This is a genomic window from Candidatus Methylarchaceae archaeon HK02M2, from assembly GCA_024256165.1.
Classification (GTDB): Archaea; Thermoproteota; Nitrososphaeria; order Nitrososphaerales; family JACAEJ01; genus HK02M2.
The window spans coordinates 1-23476 of the sequence record JAKLZG010000064.1; the positions used below are offsets into that span (position 1 = coordinate 1).

At 38.3% G+C, this 23476-nt stretch carries 20 protein-coding genes; 14 read left to right on the forward strand and 6 right to left on the reverse strand.

Going from position 1 to position 23476, the window contains the following annotated elements:
- Both L6N96_05090 and L6N96_05095 read left to right on the forward strand, forming a co-directional pair.
- A partial coding sequence (locus L6N96_05090) for a hypothetical protein (GenBank protein ID MCP8323534.1) occupies positions 1–392 on the forward strand: 392 nt, incomplete at its 5' end.
- Positions 393–774: 382 nt separating this feature from the next.
- Entirely contained in the window at positions 775–1899 is a 1125-nt protein-coding gene (locus L6N96_05095) for a TIGR00303 family protein (GenBank protein MCP8323535.1), read from the forward strand.
- Between the two features lie 26 nt (positions 1900–1925).
- On the opposite strand, the gene L6N96_05100 is transcribed toward L6N96_05095, so the two are convergent.
- The gene (locus L6N96_05100) at positions 1926–2342 is read right to left on the reverse strand and encodes a helix-turn-helix domain-containing protein (protein MCP8323536.1); all 417 of its coding nucleotides are present in this window, start codon (positions 2340–2342) and stop codon (positions 1926–1928) included.
- A gap of 337 nt (positions 2343–2679) precedes the next feature.
- On the opposite strand from L6N96_05100, the gene L6N96_05105 reads away from it, so the two are divergent.
- On the forward strand, positions 2680–5505 hold the full coding sequence (locus tag L6N96_05105) for an anaerobic glycerol-3-phosphate dehydrogenase subunit C (GenBank protein MCP8323537.1): 2826 nt from the start codon (positions 2680–2682) through the stop codon (positions 5503–5505).
- A 245-nt stretch (positions 5506–5750) separates the two neighbouring features.
- On the opposite strand, the gene L6N96_05110 is transcribed toward L6N96_05105, so the two are convergent.
- Complete coding sequence (locus L6N96_05110; protein MCP8323538.1) at positions 5751–6803, reverse strand: hypothetical protein; 1053 nt, start codon at positions 6801–6803, stop codon at positions 5751–5753.
- A gap of 218 nt (positions 6804–7021) precedes the next feature.
- Positions 7022–8998 carry a methyltransferase domain-containing protein gene (locus L6N96_05115; GenBank protein ID MCP8323539.1) on the reverse strand — a complete coding sequence of 659 codons (1977 nt, stop codon included), beginning with the start codon at positions 8996–8998 and terminating at the stop codon, positions 7022–7024.
- A 238-nt stretch (positions 8999–9236) separates the two neighbouring features.
- Between L6N96_05115 and L6N96_05120 the strand changes: the two genes are divergently transcribed.
- Complete coding sequence (locus L6N96_05120) at positions 9237–9434, forward strand: hypothetical protein (GenBank protein ID MCP8323540.1); 198 nt, start codon at positions 9237–9239, stop codon at positions 9432–9434.
- Positions 9435–9513: 79 nt separating this feature from the next.
- Here L6N96_05120 and L6N96_05125 read toward each other — a convergent pair whose 3' ends face one another.
- Positions 9514–10371 carry a deoxyribonuclease IV gene (locus L6N96_05125; GenBank protein MCP8323541.1) on the reverse strand — a complete coding sequence of 286 codons (858 nt, stop codon included), beginning with the start codon at positions 10369–10371 and terminating at the stop codon, positions 9514–9516.
- A gap of 131 nt (positions 10372–10502) precedes the next feature.
- Between L6N96_05125 and L6N96_05130 the strand changes: the two genes are divergently transcribed.
- Positions 10503–11210 (forward strand): hypothetical protein, encoded by a 708-nt coding sequence (locus L6N96_05130; protein ID MCP8323542.1) that lies wholly within the window; start codon positions 10503–10505, stop codon positions 11208–11210.
- 101 nt (positions 11211–11311) lie between these two features.
- Here the strand turns inward: L6N96_05130 and L6N96_05135 are convergent, their stop codons facing one another.
- Both L6N96_05135 and L6N96_05140 read right to left on the reverse strand, forming a co-directional pair.
- Positions 11312–11836, reverse strand: coding sequence for a hypothetical protein (locus L6N96_05135; GenBank protein MCP8323543.1), 525 nt, complete (start codon positions 11834–11836; stop codon positions 11312–11314).
- Positions 11826–12656, reverse strand: coding sequence for an NAD(+)/NADH kinase (locus tag L6N96_05140; GenBank protein MCP8323544.1), 831 nt, complete (start codon positions 12654–12656; stop codon positions 11826–11828). The genes L6N96_05135 and L6N96_05140 overlap by 11 nt, the downstream gene beginning before the upstream one ends.
- 235 nt (positions 12657–12891) lie before the next feature.
- Between L6N96_05140 and purS the strand changes: the two genes are divergently transcribed.
- The 9 genes from purS to L6N96_05185 all read left to right on the forward strand — a co-directional run bounded on the left by purS (position 12892) and on the right by L6N96_05185 (position 23476).
- Positions 12892–13152, forward strand: a complete 261-nt coding sequence (purS, locus tag L6N96_05145) for a phosphoribosylformylglycinamidine synthase subunit PurS (protein ID MCP8323545.1) — start codon at positions 12892–12894, stop codon at positions 13150–13152.
- Position 13153: 1 nt separating this feature from the next.
- Positions 13154–13858: a phosphoribosylformylglycinamidine synthase I gene (gene purQ / locus L6N96_05150; protein MCP8323546.1), complete on the forward strand. Its 705-nt coding sequence runs from the start codon at positions 13154–13156 to the stop codon at positions 13856–13858.
- A gap of 5 nt (positions 13859–13863) precedes the next feature.
- Entirely contained in the window at positions 13864–16083 is a 2220-nt protein-coding gene (purL, locus tag L6N96_05155) for a phosphoribosylformylglycinamidine synthase subunit PurL (GenBank protein MCP8323547.1), read from the forward strand.
- The gene (gene purF / locus L6N96_05160) at positions 16080–17507 is read left to right on the forward strand and encodes an amidophosphoribosyltransferase (protein MCP8323548.1); all 1428 of its coding nucleotides are present in this window, start codon (positions 16080–16082) and stop codon (positions 17505–17507) included. The genes purL and purF overlap by 4 nt, the downstream gene beginning before the upstream one ends.
- A gap of 1 nt (position 17508) precedes the next feature.
- Positions 17509–18822 (forward strand): amidophosphoribosyltransferase, encoded by a 1314-nt coding sequence (locus tag L6N96_05165; GenBank protein MCP8323549.1) that lies wholly within the window; start codon positions 17509–17511, stop codon positions 18820–18822.
- A gap of 140 nt (positions 18823–18962) precedes the next feature.
- Entirely contained in the window at positions 18963–20504 is a 1542-nt protein-coding gene (purD, locus tag L6N96_05170; GenBank protein MCP8323550.1) for a phosphoribosylamine--glycine ligase, read from the forward strand.
- A gap of 1 nt (position 20505) precedes the next feature.
- Complete coding sequence (gene purE, locus L6N96_05175) at positions 20506–20937, forward strand: 5-(carboxyamino)imidazole ribonucleotide mutase (protein MCP8323551.1); 432 nt, start codon at positions 20506–20508, stop codon at positions 20935–20937.
- Positions 20938–21062: 125 nt separating this feature from the next.
- On the forward strand, positions 21063–22106 hold the full coding sequence (gene purM / locus L6N96_05180; protein MCP8323552.1) for a phosphoribosylformylglycinamidine cyclo-ligase: 1044 nt from the start codon (positions 21063–21065) through the stop codon (positions 22104–22106).
- Positions 22103–23476: a DUF1297 domain-containing protein gene (locus tag L6N96_05185; protein MCP8323553.1), complete on the forward strand. Its 1374-nt coding sequence runs from the start codon at positions 22103–22105 to the stop codon at positions 23474–23476. Before purM ends, L6N96_05185 begins: the two co-directional genes overlap by 4 nt.

The window sequence follows — 23476 nt, forward strand, 5'->3', positions numbered from 1 at the left end:
TAGGTGAAACGGTGATCGCTGAACTTCATGAAAACGGTGAGATTACTACTAATACGATTATGCCAGAGGATTTAGGAATTAAAAATGCAAATGAATGCGACCTTCTTCCCGCTTCGAATAGAAAAGAGGAAGCATTGAACTTCCTGAGAATATTAAGTGGCAAGGATCGAGGATCGAAGAGCGAGATGGTATGTTTAAACACTGCCCCTATTCTCTATATGATGGGTCAAGCCAAGGATATCAAAGAGGGATTGAACATAGCAAGAGAGACGATAGAAACTGGTCAGGCAATCATCAAGTTGAAAGAATGGGTAAGGCAGCAAAATTCAGAACCTGAATTTGGTGAGAAGAAATTTAATAATCTAGTAGGGCAAATCGGCCTCTCTTTATAATTTATTCAATTTAAGGGTACCCTATTTTACTAAAACAAGTTAGATATCTAAACACCAACTCTAGCCGTTAAGAAGTTTAATGAGTGAAACAACCTTTCTAAAAGACCTTCCCATTGTTTCTATAAATAAAATACTGATGGGGTATTTTCCATATGGAAATAGATTTCCATATGGAAACCAACTAGAGAATTATATTTTCCATATGGAAATTCTAAATCTGATAAGGCCAAGGCTTTAAATATATCACTTTTCTTTGAGATGAATAAATCTGATGGATATAATTGTCACATGAATGTATTACAATTGTAATACATTAAATAAGATTTATATGGTTGGATGATCCATCCGTATATTTGATCTCAATTATAAAGAGTTGATATATATGATCACTGATCTAAGATATGTAAGTGTGATTGGAGATGATGCTAAAGCATCCAGATTTATCAATAATCTGAAAGGGAAAGAACCAGTCTTCATCTGTACTATGTCGAACACTATGACTGCACTAGTTCCGGGAATAACAGTAGCTGGTGCAAATCCTGAGTTGATAAAGTATACACCTCCGGCAGATGTAGAGCTCGTTTATTACGGTGAATGTAAATGCATTCCTGTAGTTCCAGCAACACCTGATGGAAAACCTACACCAGCAATAATAACTATGAGTGCTCTAAAGCTTGCAGAAATCCCTTTCTTCGTCGTCGAAGCTGGTTGTGAAGTAAAGCCTTACACCCCATATTTCTCACTCAATATACCAAGTCCTGGGGATAACATACAGACAGGTAGAGCTCTTGATAGAGATGTGGTTGAAAAGGCTATTGATTACGCAGAGCTTATTGGTAGAAATTTTTCCTATCTAGCTGATTACTTGGTTCTTGGAGAAACCCTGCCAGGTGGAACAACTACCGCTTTGGGCGTCTTGATGGGACTTGGTATAGATGCAAGGGGAAAGGTGAGTAGTAGCATGCCTGATAATCCCCATGAAATCAAGAATAAAGTTGTTGAGGAGGGAATGAGGGCAGCTGGCATTCAAATAGGTGATTTAAGAAACGACCCACTTGGGGCAATCGCAACCCTTGGAGATCCTATGATGATAAGTGTTGTAGGGATGGCTTTAGGCGCAGCGCCGAAAGTTCCAGTGATCTTAGCTGGTGGTACACAGATGACTGCGGTTTTGGCATTGATAAGCAGAATAAGACCCGAAATCTTAAGCAATATTGCCATAGGAACAACGAAATATATAGTCGAAGACCCAACATCAAGCATACAATGGTTGGTCAATCAATCAGCAAACATACCTATCTTTGGTGCAGATCCAGGACTTGGAAAGTCTAAAAAAGAAGGTCTCAGGGCTTTTGGATCTGGATTCGTGAGAGAAGGTGTAGGTGCTGGTGGTGCAACTTTATCAGCTATGCTTAAGTCTAAGGGAGAAATTACCACCGATATAATAAAAGCAGAAATTGAGAGAAATTATGAGAAGGTAGTCGAGTCTAGGTTAAGAGAAAGTTAATACAATATTACATTATATCAAAAATTTCATGCTATATAGGTCGTGTAGTTTGCTCTCCTTTTCAACGGCCTATCACAAGCATGACAACCCTCTATATCAAGGTCAGGCTCAAGTTGCTTATGAACCTTGCATAAGAGCTTTGACTCTCTTAAATAATCGCAAACTTCTGTAATTCTTTCTCTAATCTCCTTCCGACTTATATCTCCAATAAACAGAAGATCAGCGAGCTCTTCTGTAGAGTCTCTAACCGCTTTTATATGATCCAATTTCAAAATAGTAGCACGCTTTCCCATCATATAGTAGCTTACAGCAGCTTGAGTGATGTCTAACTTATTTGCAACTTCTTCTTGTGTTAGCTTATGATTTTCTATAAGCCGTTTTGATATCATGGCACGTATTGTTGGAATAGCTACTTTTGATACCATCTCATACGGTGTTATCATGACTCCCATACAATATTTATTCAAATGCGTTATTAAATATAACGTAAGTTGTAATACTCTTTTTGACTCAATGTCTTTCCTAAGGAAACCAGCGTCTACAATACAAGACAGTAATGTTGAATTATAGATTATAGATATGATTGAGGTCCAAAATGGCAGAGACGAGGCTCTATTTGATTGGTGATTACATCTTTAATATCTTTATTTAAGTAGATGAAAATATAAATACAATCTTATTTAAAATATCTTAATCTAACATAATCTTCCAAGTTTATTATGTGAATGGTGCACTAATCTGAGAAACGAATCAATCAAAATAACCTCTGATCTTAAACGCATGGTAAAAGGCGATGTTCGATTCGACGAAATCTCTAGGGCCCTCTATAGTAAAGCTGCTTGTATGTTCAAGATAATGCCCTTGGGTGTGGTGTTACCAAAAGATGAAGAAGACGTAATTAAAGTTGTAAAGTACGCTTTTGCCCATAACATCCCAATTACAGCAAGAGGGGCAGGCTCTTCACTCGTGGGACAGGCATTGGGTGAAGGAATAATTCTCGATTTCAGTAAATATATGAACAAAATACTTGAAATTAACGAAAAAGAATCTTATGTCAAGGTTCAACCGGGCGTTGTGCAGGCCGATCTCAATGAAGTATTGTTAGATATTGACAGATTCTTCCCACCTGACCCATCAAGTAGCAATTGGTGCACTATTGGAGGCATGATAGCCAATAACGCTGCTGGCCCTCATTCCGCTAAATATGGAGATACAAGGGATTATACTTTATCTTTGAAGGTGGTGCTTTCGAATGGTGAAGTTATCACAACGAGGCCTATAGAATTGGACGGTGATATATGGAAGCAGATAATTCATTCTAACACTTTAAAAGGTAAAATTTATAGAAAACTTAGAAAAGTTTACAAAAGAAACTATGCTTTAATTGAAAAATCCTATCCTAAAGTCATGAAGAACGCTAGTGGTTACTACTTGAAGGAGATCGTTAAAGATGATAAGATAGATATAACAAAACTCCTTTTAGGTTCAGAGGGAACTCTTGGTATAATAATCGAAGCCAAACTCAAGATAATAAAAAGACCTAAAGTAAAGGCTACTGCCCTTGCATACTTTGCAAGTTTAGAATTTGCAGGTAAGGCTATTACTGAGATATTAAAGTTCAAGCCAGCTACGGGAGAATTAATGGACAAGCTCTTGATTAATCTAATCCAGAAAGCTGACCCAGCCATTAATAAAATGCTTCCTAAAAGTACTGATGTAGTCATACTAATAGAATTCGATGGAGATACTATCGAACGAATAAAAGAAGATATCGATAATATGAGAAAAACTCTTGTCGACGATCTGAAACTTGCTATCAAGGTCGATGTAGCTTATGATTCAGCCGAACAAGAAAGATTATGGCAAGTGAGGAAATCAGCAACTCCTATCATAAACAGGATGAATGGTATAAAGAAACCAGTACCTCTTGCGGAAGATTCTGCAGTCGATCCATCGAAGATTCCTAATTACATCAGAGGGCTTTATGAAATATTTGCAAAGTATGGGGTACCTGCTATTATCTATGGACATGCCATAGACGGCAATATGCATGTAAGGGTTGTCATGAACCCTAAAGATCAAGATGATTTCAGTAAGATGAAACCGATAACCAACGAAATCTACGACTTAGTACTGGAATTAGGAGGGACTTTCTCAGGAGAGCATGGTGATGGAAGATACAGATCAGCTTACTTACCGAAACTATTCAAGCAGATTTATCCTTTATTCAAAGAAGTGAAAAGTATCTTCGATCCGTCAGGGATTCTAAACCCAGACGTGAAGATATCTGGAGATAAAAATAATATGATCAAGAATTTAAGGTATGATCCAAGCTATAAAATTATAAAGACAGGTACTTCTTTTGATGATAAAAAATATGTCTCTGAAATAGAGGCTTGCCATGGTTGTGCCCAATGTAAGTCTATTGTTCTAACGGACATGTGCCCAATATACAAGGTCTCACATGATGAGAGGGCATCACCAAAATCTAAGGTAAATCTGTTACAATCTCTGATTTCGGGTCAATTAAATATTCATTATATATATAAAAAAGAATTTCTTGAAATATTTAATTACTGCCTCATCTGCGGTATGTGTTACATAGAATGTCCAACTGGTATAAATATACCAAAGATGGTACTACAAGCTAGGGCTGATTGTATAAAGAGGGTCGGTCAACCATTATCCGACTATGTTATAACGAACGTGCCTTTGCTCTTAAGGCTTGGGAGTATCACTCGTCCAGTTACCAATTTATTTATGAATTTAGGATTCTTCAGGTCCATTCTACAAAAAATCCTTTTGATAGATGAGAGAAGAAAGATTCCAAAATTCCATCGTGATGAGCTAAAGGATTTGTTCAGAACTCCCGAGCAATTCAGTAATCATAAAGTAGCGTACTTTGCAGGATGCTTTGCTCGTTGGATTTCACCCGATGTAAGTAGAGCGACCGTCAATGTTTTAGTAAAAAACGGCGTCAAAGTAGTAGTACCAGATCAGAAATGTTGTGGAATACCTATGCTATATCATGGGCGTCAAGATTTAGCAAAGAAGGAGATGGAGTTTAATGTGAGAAAACTGATTAAGTTTGTAAAAGATGGATACGACATAGTTACTAGCTGCCCTTCTTGTAGCCTCAGTCTTAAGTATGATTATGTTGAGTTTTTTGTAAATGAAGATACAAGATCGATTTCAGAGCATACATATGACTTGGGGGAGTATCTTATGAAATTATTTAATGAAGGTAAATTAAACACCAATTTTAAGGAAGTAGAAATATCGAAGTTGATAACATATCATGTTCCTTGCCACTTGAAAGTTCAGAAGATAGGTACGCCTACTTGGAATATTGTGAAAACAATACCTGGGTTAAATTTTAAGGAAATTGAGGATGACAAATGTTGTGGTATGGCTGGCACTTACGGATTAGTATCTAAGAACTTCGATCTCTCAATAAAAATTGGATCAAAGCTATTCGATCAAATGAATAAGATGAATGCTAAATTTGTTTTGACCGACTGCCCGACTTGTAAGATGCAGATCGAACAAATGACAAATGCTAAAGTAGTTCACCCTATACAGATATTGGATATGGCTTACGGATAGTCTATAGATTTAATGTCTTTAGTTAACTCTTTTACTTTCTTAAGACCATCTTCCAAAGTAAACCTTAAATTTTATAAAATTTGAAGAGTTAGAATCTTTAGATAGCGAGGAAGAGTCTGAAGATTCTAAACCATATAACGACTAAATATTTGATGATAATCCTAAACTTTTTTAATAAATAAATGATTGGAATAAGAGTTAACTAAAGATCCTAATTTGTCTATCTTCCTTGTGTCTCAATATTTTTATCGGAGAAATTTACCCCTTAAATCTTCAACAGACGAATAAGGACTCAGACTTAATTCGGATAAGAATTCTTGTCTAATTCGACTTGGAGCAAAAGGGCCTCTTCTAATAAGTACTGTAAGAAAGCCAATAGCGCTGGCACCATAACCAATTATTTCGAAAGCTTGCCTTCCTGTCTCAATGCCGCCTGTTGCAATTATTGGTACTTCGTTCTCAGTTTCTTGATAAATTAATTTTGTTATTTTAACCGTATCTTTATACAAAATGGGCCCGCTCAACCCCCCCTTTTTCATTTCAAATTTTTTATTTGTACGAGACAAAGTATTACTTGCAGTGATGAATAATCCTAAATCTTGAGCTTTTCTTGCTAATTTTTTCAGTTCGATTTTATCCTTCCAAACTTGGTATTGTGATATTTTTATCGAAATTGGAGTTTTATATTGGGCATTCAAAGAATCAACCAAAGTTTCTAAACTTTCCAAATCTCTTTCCAGTCTGGTACCATTTGGTACATTTGGGCAACTTACGTCTAGTTCTCTTATGTTAGTATAAGCCCCTAAAACCTTATCGACTTGTAAAATCTCTTCAGCCGAATTCCCACTATAACCAATTATTAGTTTTATACGCTCTCTTAATTCTCCCAATGATTTTAAATATCTAGCAACTGTTTCTGCTCCTTCTGATGGTAAACCCATAGAATTCTGGTACCATGGTGGTATTGCATGGGGATCTCTATCAAACCAGGGTCTTTTATTTCCAAGATATATATTCGGTCTTACTGAACCTATAGTAATATTACGAAATCCACAATAAACCATTGATTTAGTTATCCTACCATTTTTATCCCATCCAGCAGCTAGAATGAAAGGATCTGACAATTTTACACCAGCTAGTTTTACTCGTAACACGGGATTTTCTATAAATCGGTCCTTAACTAACCAAAATGTCCAACGAAAATCTTCCAGAAAGCGTTGTCCAACGTGATGTGAAGTGTCTGGTTCTACTTTGTATAAGAAATAATCTCTTATGAAATCGTATGCTAGATCTAACATTTACCTTTTATAAAAAAAAAGGATTAATTTATTTATGCAGTTAGATGATTTTACATTATAGAAATAATTGGCATAAGATTATGTTAGAACTTTATTATAATCATTCACTTATTAAATACAAATGATTGTTAACTTATTGCTTTAAGACACAAAATACTTGCCAATTCTATACTTATTAGATGAACATCAGGACGGAGCGTTGGTCTTTTTACATTACCTTACACTGTTTTAGCCGAAATTTCTATAATGCGCCTCTCTTCTCTCTTTTCATTCAATGTTTGAATTCCTAATCGTTGTTCTGCTGATCTTAAAATAGCGCCTAGCATATCTTTATACGACATACCCGCAATTTTTGCCATCTTTGCAAGATGTCCATCCCAGCACCATCCTGGATTGGGGTTCACCTCAAGGAGCTTTGGGTTTCCCTCACAATCCAGCCTCCAATCGAACCGACAGTAATCCCTACACTCCAGCCTTTCAAACAACTTCAAACAGCATTCCACGATCAACTTTTCTGTCTCCCTTGGTAGCTGGGCAGGAACGGACTTGATTTTCCAATATGGTGACTCTGGAAGCCACTTGGCCTCATAACCGCAGATTCTAGGGAGCTCTTTTGGAAGCTCCGAGTAATCTTCCTCAGTAATGGGTAGTACTATGTAAGATTCAGGAGGGTTTCCAATTACTCCCACGCTGAGGTCCTTCCCTGTAAGGAATTCCTCGACAAGAATGGGTTTACCGTAGCCAAATTTCTCCCTTATTTCAGAAATGGCATTCATAAGCTCCTCTACACTATTTGACACACTCCTTTGCGTTATTCCGAAACTGGAATCACCAAAGTTTGGTTTTACGATAGCAGGGAAGCCAAAGGAAAGTTCAAAGGTTCTATCTTCTGGCTTAATAAAGAAAGCTTTAGGCACAGGGATTTTCATCTCCTTAGCAATTCCTCTGACAAGTGATTTATCATAACAATAAGCAAGACACTGAGGTCCAGAGCCTGTGTAGGGGATGCCAAGCATCTCTAGCAAGGCGGGTATATGAAGCTCCTTTACAGCATCGTTGCTGTAACCCTCATCACACAGATTAAAAACGAAATCGATCTTCCTTTTCAGTCTAATCAATTCTTGGATTAAATTATCATGATTACTCAGGTATGAAAACTGGTAGCCTTTAAGTTCCCCCAAAGTTGACTTCAACTGATCGATTGTGTATAAATCGTCGTCATCGAAGATGGAGCAGGGCTTTAAAGTGTCTAGTTTACTAGGGTCGCCCAAAATTACTATCGCCCTCTTCACCGCCTCTTTTACTCTCTTTTTAGTAGGCTTCCATTCTTTCTTGACCACAGCGGTAAATATATAGCGACGCTCCATCATGCCAAAGTCCTTTTTTCTATGGGAACTAGAAGAAATTTCACTCTCAAGAGAGATATCACTGAAGTTTGCTGTTTTCAGAAGTTGGGTCAGGCCTTTCTTGGTGTAAAGCCTTTCCGAATAGAATTGGTCGGCAACCACGCCCTTTTCCACATGGGTAATTACTTCCCTTGATATTAGACGCTCTCCATCAACGGAAAGGGAGCGCTCCCTGCATACAAAATAATTCTTATCTATCCATTCCCAAGAGTGAGTTTGAAATTTTTTCTTTAAATATTCCCCATCAGCGACATCGATGAGTACCCTGCCCCAAGGTTTTAAAACTCTAAATATCTCCTCTAAAACCCTTAGGTCATCTTGGATGGTATCGAAATAGCCGAAACTGTTCCCCAGTATCAAAACCGCATCAAAGGTATCGGGTGGATATGGTAGTTTTCGAGCATCGCCCTCTCTAAATCTAATATTCAGACCATATCTTTTAGCAGACGATTTAGCCTTTTGTATTAGATAATGGGATCGGTCTAATCCTTCAACGTATTTGAAGCCTCTCCTTGCCAGTTCCAGAGAATGGCGTCCCTGACCACAACATAGATCCAGAATCTTATCTTCAGGCGAGAGTTTTAGAATCTTTGAGAACGTATCTACTTCTCTACGGGTTATGCTTTGATCGTCAACTAAATCTGCATCTGTTTTCAGGTAAAGTGAATTGAAGATACGCCTCCACCAGTCTGAGGGAACTCTTTCTTCGAGGTGGGAAATAGGACCAAGGCATTTTTTCTCCTTGACTCTTCTTTCTTGAGGTAATTTTTCTTTGAATGATCTTACCATTATCATCATCATTATGGCAAAATTTTGCCTCTCAATGTTTTGAAACGGTATGTCAATAAAAGAAGTATAAAAAGTTTACAAACATATCATTTCAAAGGAAAGACAGCTATCAAACAAGTTATCGATCGTTCTATAGTAATAATATTTCAAATAGAGCAGGTTATGTTTCTGTTGAAATTTCTTAATTTTCCAGATAAAATAATTAATATTTGTAGTAAATTTACATACTCTTGAATTGATGGTTGATGATGAAGAAGTAAGGAGACAGGAAGAATACAGTAATTTTGTAGATTTGCTCAATAAACTGCGTAGAGAAGATAAAATAACTCCCGAATATCGTAGAGACTTAGACAAGCAATGGAGAAAGTATCCAGAAAAGAGGTCTTTGTTATTACAACAACTTAAAGAACTAGCAAAGTCGTATACTCAAGTTTAGTTAAAGAATTGATTATAGGCCTTTTTTGACTTAACCGATAAAAATCAGATAATATTTGGGTCTTACACTCAAAAGAAGTTTAACAATCTTTAAGGTTGCCTTTCATAAGCTCCCTTGCCTTCTTAAGATTTCCTAAACTATCTCGCCTACTATCAATGGGGGTCTCTAAGATCAAAGGTAACTCCCTAATTACACTATGAGTTAGTATCGCTTTGAAACCTTCTTCGCCAATAAATCCCATACCTATATGTTCATGCCTATCTAAGTGTGAGTTTAATCTCCCTTTAGAATCATTGATATGAACCACCCTCAATTTAGAAAGATTGACTATTTTATCGAAGAGTTTTAAAGTCTCATTTACCGCCTTTCTATTGTTTAAATTATAGCCTGCTACAAAAGCATGACAAGTATCAAAGCATACCCCAACCCGATCCCTCTGTTCTATTTGATCTATTATACATTTTATGTGATTAAACTCCGAGCCGACGCTATTCTTCATCCCAGCGGTATTTTCGAGCAGAAGCATTACATCGTTATCCACACTTGAAAGGGCTTGATTGCAGGCATCAGCTGCCCTCTTAATACCTATATCGAGACCCTTACCAAGATGACTTCCTAGATGGGTGACGAGATAATCTACGTTCAATTGACCACATCTTAATAGCTCTGCTATAAGAGTATCTACTGAATTCTTATAGCCATCATCAAAGGGTGATGAGATATTTGGCAAATAGGGCATGTGAGCCACAGATACGTTAAATCCGTAAATCTCCAGCTTCTTGATGAAAGCATCAACATCTTCTTGATTTAGAGGGGAGAATTTCCAGCCTCTTGGATTCCTTGTGAATATCTGGAAGGTTGTACATTCCATCTGCTTTGCTCTATCGACAGCCTTATCTATCGATCCTGCGATAGAAACATGAGCACCAAGAAGCATAAAAAAATCATATTTGAAATATTACCTAAAAAGATAACTATTGTACCCAGAAAACCTTAATATTATGAGTAAATTTAGATTTAACTTTGAAAATTTCAATTGACATAAGACGAAAAAGGTTACGATAATTAATGACGATAGGCACTAGAATTCTAATCTTTAATAATATACCTTTTGCCTATGCTTTAATAGGAATCATTGTTTTATTTCAAGACTTTACCACGTTTGAGGCAAAGTTAACTGCTATTATTTTCTTTGGAGGTTTATTATCTGCTGTACTCATAATTATCGAACCTGTTGAGCGATTAGTTGGGTTCTTTATAATACGACATTTTCGGAAGCAAAGCGTCACAAATTTACCAGGGATTACATTAAAGACTAGAGGGGGGGTTATAAAAATCATTGGTCCCAATACAGTCTTCGGTCTTAAACCGATAACATCACAGATCTGGAAATCAAAAGTGGTTTCTTATTTAAAAAACAGGATTACGAGCCTTGTCTATACGTTAATATTTTTCTCAGTTGTGGCTTATTATCTTTTTTCTGAGAATGCAATCATTCTCAATTACTTCAAAATTGGTGAATTTCAAGTAAAAATCTTAGCAGGTCTAATTATTGTAGTTTTGTTTCTGATTATTTTAGTGCTAGCAAGAGAACTTCGTTGTCTACCAATACATGTGCGTGTAGCTGATATCTATTTGATGAAAGTGGAGGGAACACTGCCTGCAGGAAATAACTTTAAAAATCTTGAAACAGCAATTCAGCTTAATGATTGGGTTACTGCTAGATACTGGGCGCGGCGGAGTCATCTTGAGGGGGATTTTAATCCTACCGTATAGTGGCTGTAACTATTTGCTTCGAGACCCCCAATTTTTCGATATAATAAAAGGAAAGGATACATAATACATGAGATTTCTTAATGATTTTAAATAGTTAATCACTATTTTCTCATCTTCCTTTTTAACTTTGTACCGCAGACGTCACATACTTTTACTTCACCGTTATTGAAGACTTTACCACATCCACTACAGTAGATGAACCACCTTATAGTTTTTGAAATTCCCTTCATCATTACTGGGGAGAACTTCAATTTAAAAAATTTAACTAAATTTTGAATTGAATAATCATCCGAGACAATCGTAACATCATATCCATCTCGCTTTAACTGGACACCAAGGGTAACGATAGAAACATCCGCATCTGATAGCTTAATGACATCCCCACTTCTACTTGCCATCTGCTTGACTTCATCGATTAAATTGCGGACTACTTCGGTTACTATCAGCCTACCACTTTCTATGAGAGCTGAGATAGCCATTTTTAATGCTCGATTATGAGATATCTCACGAATAATTTGAGGAGTTGTAAAATAAATAGAGATACCTGTGTATGGTATACCAGCGTAAAATGCTGTAGAATCCAGAACTAAAGCTCTCTTTTTTGATCGTTTTTTGTCAGAAACCAAGATTATTTAGTTGGCGTAATATCTTCTTCTTATTGAACCTTACGAAGACAGCATCACGCTCATGTTCAGCGATTTCAATCCATTGCCTGGCGTTAATAGTATATGCCTCTTGACCATCAACTATCATATAGAAATCGTCTGAGAAAGATATTTCTATAGTTTCTGAAGGGAGAATTATTGAGGGTAATCTAAGCAATGGAAATACTGGCATTAAAAGAATAGACCTCGCTTCTTCATAAATTACTGGGCCTCCTCCACTAAAAGAGTGGGCAGTAGTGCCAGTAGGAGTTGCTACTATCAAACCGTCCATCTTCTGCTCTAAAAATACCTCTTGTGATTTTCTTACGGTCACCGTCGGTAGGGAAACATGTGAAACACGGTTGAAAAAAATCTCATTTAAGACCGGAGGAAAGGTTTTAACATCAGTGGAAGACTTGATGCGCAAACGTCTATCTAAGACATATTTACCCTCAATTAACTTATCGATGGCAGCTGTCACCTCCTTTGGCAATATCTCTGATAAGACTCCTCTGCTTCCAACGTTTACCCCAAGCACTGGGACTTCTTTATCGATCATCCGTAAAGCCCTAAGAATGGTGCCATCACCCCCAACCGTAGCTAAAAGATCTATATCTTTGTCCATTACTTCCCTAATGGAAATCACGGAGCGTATTGATTTGTATCTAAAGGGCTGTACTGTAGTTATATTGATACCAAATTTTAATAAATTCTCTATAAGTTGACAAGCTACAGTTTCTGCCCTCTTATACTTCTCTTTAATAAACACGACTACATGAGCAATATTGCGCCTTTTCACCATCTCTATCCAACATAGGATAATAATGACATTATTATATTTAGATCGTTTTGTTATATTGGAAAAGGTTTAATGGATTTATCCAGAAAACTGTGTAGGTTATACCTCTAGGTTATACTTATACATATTTCTTAAACCTAAAGGAATGTTTATAATGGGTCTCAGGAACTAGTATCACGTAGGTTATGCTTTTATCTTCTATAACTACACCTTTACCTATTTTGGTGAAAAGTAACTTATGAAGACTTACCTTGTCAAAGTTGTTATAGAGAATAAAGCTAGTGCTAGAGACCCTGAGGGGGAGACGATTCTAAGGGATCTATTGATTAAAGGTGGCTATGGACAGGTTAAGATTGTGAGAACGGCAAAGTTGTTGAAGGTGTGGATCGATGCTGAGACGAGTGAAGATGCAAAAAACACAACATCAAAGCTTTGTGATGAGCTAAGGATCTACAACCCAGTAGCCCACACATGCTCTATAAGCGTAGATGGAGAATAGTATGAAAGTCGCAGTCATACAATTTCCTGGGAGCAACTGCGATTTGGATACGATCTATGTCTTAAATAAAGTTGTGAAGATAAAAGCCGACCTCGTCTGGTATAAGTGTGAAGACCTAAATGAATATGATGGAATAATCCTTCCTGGAGGTTTCTCGTATGGTGACAGGCTGAGAGGTGGGATAATAGCTGCTCATAGCCCTGTCATGAGAGAGGTGAAAAGGATGGCAAAAGATGGATATCCAATCCTTGGGATTTGTAATGGTTTTCAGATATTGGTAGAGGCTGGGCTTCTTCCAGGAGCGTTGTTAAGGAACTCTTCTTTAAAGTTCATCTGTAAATGGGTAAATCTTTCTATTGTAAGCATTAAATCTATTTTTACAGATAAGCTCAAAAGATCTTATATATTAAAGATGCCCATAGCCCATAATGAAGGGAGATATTTCATTGAAGAGCGTGATCTTCAAGAGCTTTATGACAGGAATCAGATCGTGCTCAAATACGTTAATGAAGAAGGCAGGGCTACGGATGAAGCCAATCCTAACGGTTCGATGGATAACATAGCAGGTATATGTAATATTGAAGGCAATATCTTAGGTTTGATGCCTCACCCTGAAAGAGCTTCTGAGAGAATTTTAAGCCCTTTTAGGAGTGAAGATGGAAGGTCGATCTTTACATCTATGATTGAATATATGAGAAAAAGGTGAAGTAATTGGTCTTCCTGAATCCCGTTATTGTAGACTTGACAAAAGATGAAATCGATAGAGCTAGGAAGATGTTAGGAAGGGAGCCTAATGATCTGGAGTTGGCTATGATAGATGCTGAATGGTCGGAACATTGCAGTTATAAGTCATCCATCCCTGTTTTAAAGCAAATCCCAACAAAAGGACCTAGAGTTATAATAGGACCTGGATATGATGCTGGTGTTGTCGAAATAGGCGCTGGTTATTTGGTCACTTTGCATATAGAGAGCCATAATCACCCATCTGCGATCGACCCTTATGGAGGGGCGGCAACGGGGATAGGAGGTGTTTTGAGGGACATCCTTTGCATGGGCACAAGACCTATCGTCCTTTTAGACTCTCTTAGGTTTGGTAATATAGAAAATAGTTCTCATTCTAGGTGGCTCTTTAAGCATGTTGTGAGGGGCATTTCTGACTATGGAAACTGTGTTGGTGTGCCAACAGTTGCAGGGGAAATCGAGTTCGATGAATGCTTTGAGAGAAACTGCCTTGTAGATGTAGTCTGCCTTGGATTGGGTAGAAGTAAAAATCTTGTTCTTGCAGAGGCAAAACATCCTGGAGATAAAGTTATACTCGTTGGTGGCAGTACTGGAAGGGATGGAATTCATGGAGTAACATTCGCATCAAGAGTATTGACTGGTCAATCGGACAAGGAGCGATCAGCAGTACAGATTCCAGATCCCTTTATGAAAAAACTCATAATCGAAGCAACATTAGAAGCCGTTGAAAGAGGTCATGTCAGAGGTCTAAAGGATCTAGGTGGGGGAGGTCTTACTACTGGTCTATCAGAGATGGCTGAAAAAGGTGGATGTGGAATCGAGATTGAACTATCAAAAGTCCATTTACGTGAGAAGGATCTTAGCCCTATAGAGATAATGATATCAGAGTCCCAAGAGAGGATGGTCTTTATAGTAGAGCAAGGTTATGAGAGAGAAGTCTGTGAGGTATTTAGGAAGTATGAGCTGCCATACAGTATAATAGGCGAAGTTACTGATAGTGGAAACCTAACAGTCAAAATGGAAGAAGAAGAGCTAGCTAACGTCCCAGCAAACATATTGGCTAAAGCACCTATAATTCATAGAAGGTTGAAAGAGCCAGATTATCTAAAGAATTTAAATGAAATTAAAAAACCAGAAATCTCATCCGATCTCTTATCCATATTTTCAAAGTTAATGTGTAGTCCAAATATTGCTAGTAGGAGTTGGGTTTATGAGCAGTATGATAATGAAGTCGGTATAAGGACTGTGGTGAAGCCAGGTCAGGGAGATGTTGCAGTAATGAGATTGCCTGATGACTCTTTCTTGGCCATAAAAGCAGATGGAAATAGTAAGCATTGTTATCTAGACCCCTACAATGGGGCAGCAGGATGCTTATCCGAGTCGTGCAGAAACCTTATCTCTGTAGGTGCTGAGCCATTGGCTTTCGTTGACCACCTTCAATTTGGCGATCCAGGGAATCCTGAGGTCTTCTGGACTTTTAGCGAATCGGTAAGGGGCTTGGCAAACTATTCAAGGGCTATAGGGCTACCATGTGTGGGAGGAAAGGTTAGCTTTTATAATGAGGATAAGGTAAAGAATAAAGCGATCAAACCTTCCCCCGTTATAGCAGCGATAGGTAAGATAGAGGATCAAGGATGGATAACAACGATGGACTTTAAGCATGAAGGGAATTATGTGGTAATTCTAAGTGAGACGAAATCAGAGATGGGTGGATCAGAGTATTATGAATATATCCATAATATAGTTGGAGGAATTGTGCCGCAGATCGACTTTATCAAAGAAAAGAAGACTTTAAACGTAGTCAAAGATATCATAAGAAAAGGACTCGTTAAAGCTGTACATGATATATCTAAAGGTGGAGTGTTGATAGCTTTAGCGGAGATGTGCATCTCAGGGGGTATTGGTGCATCGATCGATTGCGCAAAGACTCCTTCTTATGATCTAAGAATCGACGAACTCCTCTTCTCAGAGACTCATTCTAGGTTTATAGTAGAGGTGGAACGTAGTCTTATGGATGAACTCTTAAGAATAATGAAGAATTTCGATATTGTATGTGGTGTAATAGGTAAAGTTGGGGGAGATGAACTGGAAATCTCTAATAAAGATGACAAATTGATGTCTATATTGATATCTGATTTACGGGATCGTTGGGAAACGTCCTTGCCAAGAAGTATGGGTGAAGTAAAATGAGGGAAAAATGTGGAGTAATTGGGGCTTATTCCTTAGGTGACTATAACATCTCACAATTTTTGGTTAGGGGGCTTGAGAGCCTTCAACATAGAGGTCAAGAATCATGGGGAATCGCTGTAATTGGCCACGAAGTTTACAAGAAACTAGGTCTTGTCATGAACGATTTAGAAGATACTTATAATGTTGGGAAGATGCATGGGAATGTGGGTATAGGTCATGTTCGCTACTCCACAAAAGGCAGTACAACAATTGAGAATAGCCACCCTATAAAGATAGGCAAATCACTTTACATAGCTCATAATGGAACTGTAGTGAATGCAGAAGAATTGGCAAGTAAAGTATCAGAACAATTTTACGTTTCTACTTCAGTGACAGATACAGAGCTTGTTGGTTTTAGGCTAACTCAATTATTTACCAAATATAAGGATTGGCAGACAGCTTTTAAAATATTGAATAGAGAAATCGACGGCTCTTACTCGATGGTCATTTTGACAGAGAATGGTGAGCTTTTAGCAGCAAGGGATGAAAGGGGATTCAGGCCCCTTTGTATAGGATATCAAGAAGAAAAAGAAACTTATTTTATCGCATCAGAGAGCTGTGCCCTTGACTTTCTTGAAGCGAGTTTAATAAGGGACGTAAAACCTGGTGAGCTAGTCAAGATAGACAAAGATGGTTTTTCAACCTTTATATTCTCTACAGGTATAAAGCATGCACATTGCCCCTTTGAGTATACGTACTTCTCCTATCCTAGCTCTTATTTAGAGGGAATAAACGTCTATATTGCAAGGAAGAGGATCGGGGCTGAGCTAGCTAAAAAGTACCAATCTGATGGCGATGTGATTATTCCGGTACCTGACTCAGCTAGACCTGCTGCTCAAGGGTTCTCAGTAGAATCAAAGATTCCTTTCGAAGAGGGGTTGATGAAAGGTAGATACAGAAAGAGAGGAAGCTTAAGGAGCTTCATAGAGCCTATTCAAAAAAGGAGAGAGGAGATCGTTAAGAAGGTGACCGCCATAAGATCTACTGTAGAAGGAAAAGATGTAATAGTCGTGGATGACAGCATTGTTAGAGGTACGAGCTCATCTATAATTGTCGGAATATTGAAGAAAGCAGGAGCAAAGAAGATACGTCTCTTTTCAACATTCCCTCCAATAAGATACCCTTGCTATACTGGAATCGACTTTCCTACTCAAGAAGAATTGATAGTGTATAAAGTATGCAAAGATGAGAAGGACTTGAATCTCATCAATAAAGCGGTTGCATCCGCCCTAGAAGTAGACTTCGTTGGTTATAACGATATAGAAGGTCTAAGTAGAGGGATAGGATTACCTATCAAAGAGTTCTGCCTTTCATGTGTAACAGGAGACTACTCATGCCTCAAATACCCTCTAAAATTTCGGACGAGAAAGGAGATGAAAGGTTAGATTGGCTGGAATATTCGGATTCTATGCTTTTGGTGATGAAAGGGTAAACTGGGATTCATCCAAGTTCATCTACTATGGATTGAGTGCCCTCCAGGGGAGGGGTCAAGAGTCGACAAGCTTGGTTATCTACACTCATCATGATAATACTGAACCGCTAAGATGGATTTCTGGTGAGGGTCTTGTAGATGAAGTATTTGGAAAAATAAAGCAAGATTATATGAAGGGTTTTCTAGGGATAGGGCAAGTGTCTGCTGAGAAAAGAGACTATGCCATAAAGGTAGAGAAGCCCATAGAACTTGCATTGGTGGGAGATGGAAAACCAGCATTACACGATAACAGGCAGAAATCCTTCCAGATATTTGCTGAGATGCTATCTAAGAAAATATCTGAACTGAGAGACCCCTTAGAGGCTACTAAAACATTGATAAGAGAGGTGGGAGGTGGCTACTCTTTTATAACCCTAACAAAGGATGAGAAAATGATCTGTGGAAGGGACATTCAAGGAATAAAACCATTGGAAGTTGGGGCCATAGGTTTCGATATTGGTGCAGTAGCATCTGAAAGCTCAGCCCTTGATGTAATTGGGGCAGAACAATCAGGTTTTGTAAAACCAGGAGAAACAGTCATGTTCGATCCTTTGAGTATAGAGAAAAGACACATTAAAAATAAGACAGCTTACTGCAGTTTTGAGTATGTCTATCTAGCAAGGCTTGACTCATATTTGAACTCGATCTCTGTTAGCAATGTTAGAGATATGATAGGTCAAAGGTTGTCAGAGGAGAATCCTGTCAAAGCTGAAGTTGTTATAGGCGTTCCCAATACAGCCATACCTTTCTCTATGTCATATTCAAAGAATAGCGGAATTCCAGTAAAGTACGGATTCACTAGGACAGGAAGGCATGTAAGAAGCGCAATAAAGCCCAGCCAATTTGATAGGATAGTTGGAGTTCAGTTGAAGTTGAACCCAATACGGACGTCTGTTGACGGTAAAGAAATAATTCTGATCGACGATAGCGTTGTAAGGGGAAATACTCTAAGAAGCACTGTCTATAATCTAAAGAGAAAGGGCGCAAAAAAAGTTCATGTAAGGATAGGTAGCCCTCCTTTAATATCAAGATGTCCATTCGGAACAGAAGTTCCTCCAGAAGATGAATTGATAGGTAAAGCCTTATCGAACGATGAGATTGCTGAGATTATAGGCGCAGACAGTTTTGCCTATCTTTCTATCGATGGGCTATGTGAATCTATAGGTTTACCCGAATCCTCCCTTTGCTTGGGTTGCTTTACAGGAAAATATCCTGAGAGGCCTACATGATAATAAAGTAAGAATTATCAGTCTATTTTCAAATAGAAAGGAAGGATAATACATTTTGAACAAGGATAATAAATATGAACAAATATTTTTTATGATAAAAATGTTTGTTGGGGCTACCCAAATAACTAATATGTGAATTATTGGAAGGAAATCTTATGAAGATAATGGGCCTAGGCAACGCATCAAGAGAGCATGCAATCGCAGAGGCTTTAGAAAGAAGTGATCACCATCCAAGAATCTTCTGGCTGGGTGATATAAGAAACCCTGGTATATTTAATATTTGTAAAAAATCCGGAGGCGACTTCGCTCTATCTAAGACTACAGACCCAGAGAAGGTCGTAGAGTATGCAAAGAGGTGGTGTGTAGACTTTGTAATAATCGGGCCTGAGGAACCGAACTTTCATGCAGTTCCAGATGAGCTAGAGAGAAAAGGGATACCTTGTGTCGGTGCGAGTAGAGATGTAGCTATAATAGAGATGTCAAAGGCTGAGATGAGGCGCTTGCAATGGGAGTATGGGATGAGTGGAAAGCTGCTCTTCAAGACATTCAGGTCTTCTAAAGAGGCTTACTCTGTCCTTGAAAAATACTCTGATACCCTAACATGGTTACAAAATGTAGCCTTGAAGCCTGCAAGACAGGCAGGTGGAAAAGGTGTAAAGGTTGTAGAAGATCAGCAATTATACCTTCACGATGAGAAGCAGAGGTTCAAGTCTAAACATGCTGACTGGTTAGAGGGATATATGAAAAGTTATTCTGATATTGAAGATAAGATACTCGTAGAGGAGAAAGTATGGGGTCCTGAATACACTCTGCAGTGCTTCACTGATGGACGCTGCATAAAGGGTATGCCTTTAGTCCAAGACAACAAGCACGCTCATGAATTTGACATAGGTACAGAGACAGGTGGCATGGGTTCTATATGTGGTTCAGGATTCACGTTGCCATTCATAACAAAGAAAGAGTATGAAGAGTCGTTGAAGATAGTAAATTCATTGGTCCGTGCTATACAAGATAAGGTTGGTAAGAGGTACCATGGTATGGTTGCTGGTCAGATGATGTTAACAGAGATAGAGGGTCCTACGATAATCGAGATGTATTCTAGGCTTGGCGATCCTGAAGCGTTGAATGTCTTAAACACATTAAAGACAGACTTTGTTGATATATGCTTGGCAATATTAGACGGTAACTTATCAAAGTTAAATGTTGAATTCGATAAGAGATCCACTGTAGTTAAAGCTATTGCGCCAAAAGGCTATCCTAATAATAGAAAGTTGGCTAAAAACCACCCTGTATTTGTGGATGAGCAAGCAATAAAGAGGGGGGGATGTAAGTTTTATTGGGGCAGTGCTGATCTCAACGAAGGCGGGGAGATACTATCAGCGGGATCAAGGCTTGTTGAAATACTCGCTATATCTGATGAGATAACAAAAGCAAGCAAGATCATTGATAGATGTGTACCTTATATAAAACTTCTAGATGGTTGGGGTTTATTTTATAGGAGCGATATAGGATCTCCTGAACTAATGTGTAAAAGAATGGATGTTGCAGATCGTGTGAGGATGCTTTACCAATATAGGAGAGATAAGGGTATTCTTGGGAAGAGGATCGACTGGCTTCCAAAAGTCGGGAAGATGGACCCTGTAGCTCTGCTTAGAGATGAATTATCGAAAAAGAGTGAATGAGATGGAAGTTGCTGTTATAGCTGGTAGTAAGTCAGATCAAAAGATTTTAGAAGAGATATGTAAAGTACTTGAAGATTTCCAAATCGAATATGAAAAGAAGATTCTCTCAGCTCATAGAGATCGTAAACAGCTAGAAATATACATCATGAATTCAGATGCAGATGTATTCGTAGCAGTTGCTGGGCTTTCTGCTCATTTACCTGGATTTATAGCATCTTTGACTATAAAACCTGTGATTGGAGTCCCGATCTCAGCAAAGCTTGGAGGTCTGGATGCGTTATTATCCATAGTTCAGATGCCTTCAAAGGTTCCAGTTGCATGTGTTGGTATAGACAACGGCAAGAACGCAGCCTTGCTCTCTATAGAGATATTAAGCATTAAACGCCATGAATTAAAGGAGAAACTGTCAAAGTATAGGTCTGATAAAACTTGAGTGTTAAAGTCAAGCTTTTAAAGAAGGACAAAGTCAAAGATGCGAAAACTTCCAAATTAACGAAACTGTTTTACAAAACCTGTGCTTATAGAAAAACAAATCTCGACTAATAAAAAGGTGAATCGATGACAAAGCTCACATATGCTAAAGCTGGTGTTGACCTAGATGAAGTAAGCAAAATTCGCAAAGATATTTTCAAGCAACTTTCTGACACTTTTAAATCGAGACAAGGAAAGTTCGGTTGCCCTCTCATTGAGATAGGACATTATGCAGGTATTATAGACATAGGCGAAAGGGCACTAACAGTTCATTCTGATGGTGTAGGTACAAAAGTGCTTATAGCCCAAATGATGGATAAGTATGATACAATAGGCATAGATTGTATAGCTATGAATGTCAACGATCTGATATGTGTAGGTTCTGAGCCAATAGCTCTTGTCGATTATCTGGCTCTCGAGAAGCCCGATACAAAGATCGTAAGAGAGATCATGGAAGGTCTTGCTAAGGGAGCAAAGGAGGCTTGTGTATCGATCGTTGGTGGAGAGACAGCAATCATGCCAGATGTGATAAAAGGAATTGATGGAAAAGGTTTCGATCTTGTAGGTTTAGCAATTGGTGTTATCGATAAAGATAAGGTAATCACTGGGAAAGACTTAGAGGTTGGTGATACCGTATTTGGCGTAGAAAGCATAGGGATTCATTCTAACGGCTTGTCTCTTGCAAGGAAAGCGTTACTTCCAAAATATAAAGTCGATCAGTTCATACCTGAGCTTGAGAAGAGCCTTGGAGAAGAATTGTTGATGCCGACAAGAATCTACGTTAGACCAGTCCTTGAGGTATTAAAAAGGTGTAAAGTGCATGGCTTGGCTCATATAACTGGTGGGGCTTTTTCGAAGCTTGCAAGACTGCTGTTGAAGCCGAAGATGGGTTTATTACTTGATGATATGCCCGAACCTTTGTCGATATTCCAACTAATCAAAAGGGAAGGCTCAATAGCTAAAAGGGAAATGTATCGAACTTTTAATATGGGAATCGGATTTTGTTTATGTGCACCTAGAGATGAGGAGGATCAAATTCTGAAAATATTTACAAAGCATGGCATGAGAGCAAAGACTATAGGTAAGGTCATTGGAAAGCCAGGAGTAATAGTAAGAGGTATACGTGTATGATAAAAAGAGAGGAGATGCAAGAAGTAGCTAGCAAGTACAAGGAGCCTATATCTTTAATATTGGGCTCCCACTCTGCCCTTGATGCTGCATCGGGCGCTAGGGACTACGGGTTAAGAAGGATAATCTATACGACGAAACAAAGGGCTATAATCTATCTACAGAATCCAATAGTAGGTAAAGTTGAAGAGATAGAAGACTTACCCAAACATACCAGAGAGGATATGATCTGTGTTTTTGATCCAAGGGACTTGAAAAAAAATGGTGATTGGAAGATAGCTCTGATAATCTTGGACGAATACCCAGACATATTCAAGTATTTAGATGATTTAATGGATTTAGAATGTCTCCAGATACCAAATAGAGCTTTCTCTGTATATTTAGGCGGCGATGATTACTGTAGTAGAATAGAAAATGAATTCCTGATACCTATTTTTGGCGCAAGAAAACTTTTGAAGATAGAGAACCGAGGAGAAATAGAGAAGGACTACTATTGGTACTGTGATAAAGCAGGTATACCTTACCCAAAATCTTACGAATTTGAAGTCTATCCGAATAGAATAAAGCTCAAGGAGTATATAGATGAGCCTATACTCTTAAAATCTGAGAATGCAAAAAGGGAGCTTGAGAGGGAGTTCATCTTCGCTGCCGACTCTAATGATCTCGAGGATAAAGTTACAATAGAGGTAGAAAATGGCAACCTAAATGAGAATTGCTTAAAGAGGGCTAGAGTAGAGCAGATAGTCTTGGGCCCCCATGCAAATTTCAACTTCTTCCTTTCACCATTAAATGCAGAGGAGGAGTGGGGGGATGTGGATGACATCTACTCTGAACTTCATGATACGAATCTGGATGAAGCAAGAGTATGCCTAGCGAATGAGTTACTCTCTATAGATGAGAGAAGAGAGACAATATTCGATGGATTGAAGAGACTACCTATAGATATTCAACAGAAGATCAAGCAAGTCCCATCCTTTGAAGTTACATGCCATCTAGCTATGAGCCTCAGAGAGTCTCTATTGAAGGATATTCATAAGTGTGCTAATGCCTTCCTTTTAGCAACGAAAAAATACGAACCCCCGGGAATAATCGGAGCTTGGTGCCTTCAAACTTTGATAACTTGGGGCAAGGTTCCAGGTAAAGCCGTAGAGTATGGACTATATGACGTTCCTAGTGGTGAAGATGTCTACGCTCATATCCCTGTAACCCAAGATGTTGCAACGAGGCATGGGGGTGGCACGAATGTGCATATGGGTGTTGGCTCTCAGTACGCGAATGCGAAGTACAATAAAAGAATGAGCATGGGTGATAGGATCGCTTTAGAGATGAAAAGAGCTTTGAAGTTAAGAATGCTAGAAAAAACCGTCACTTAA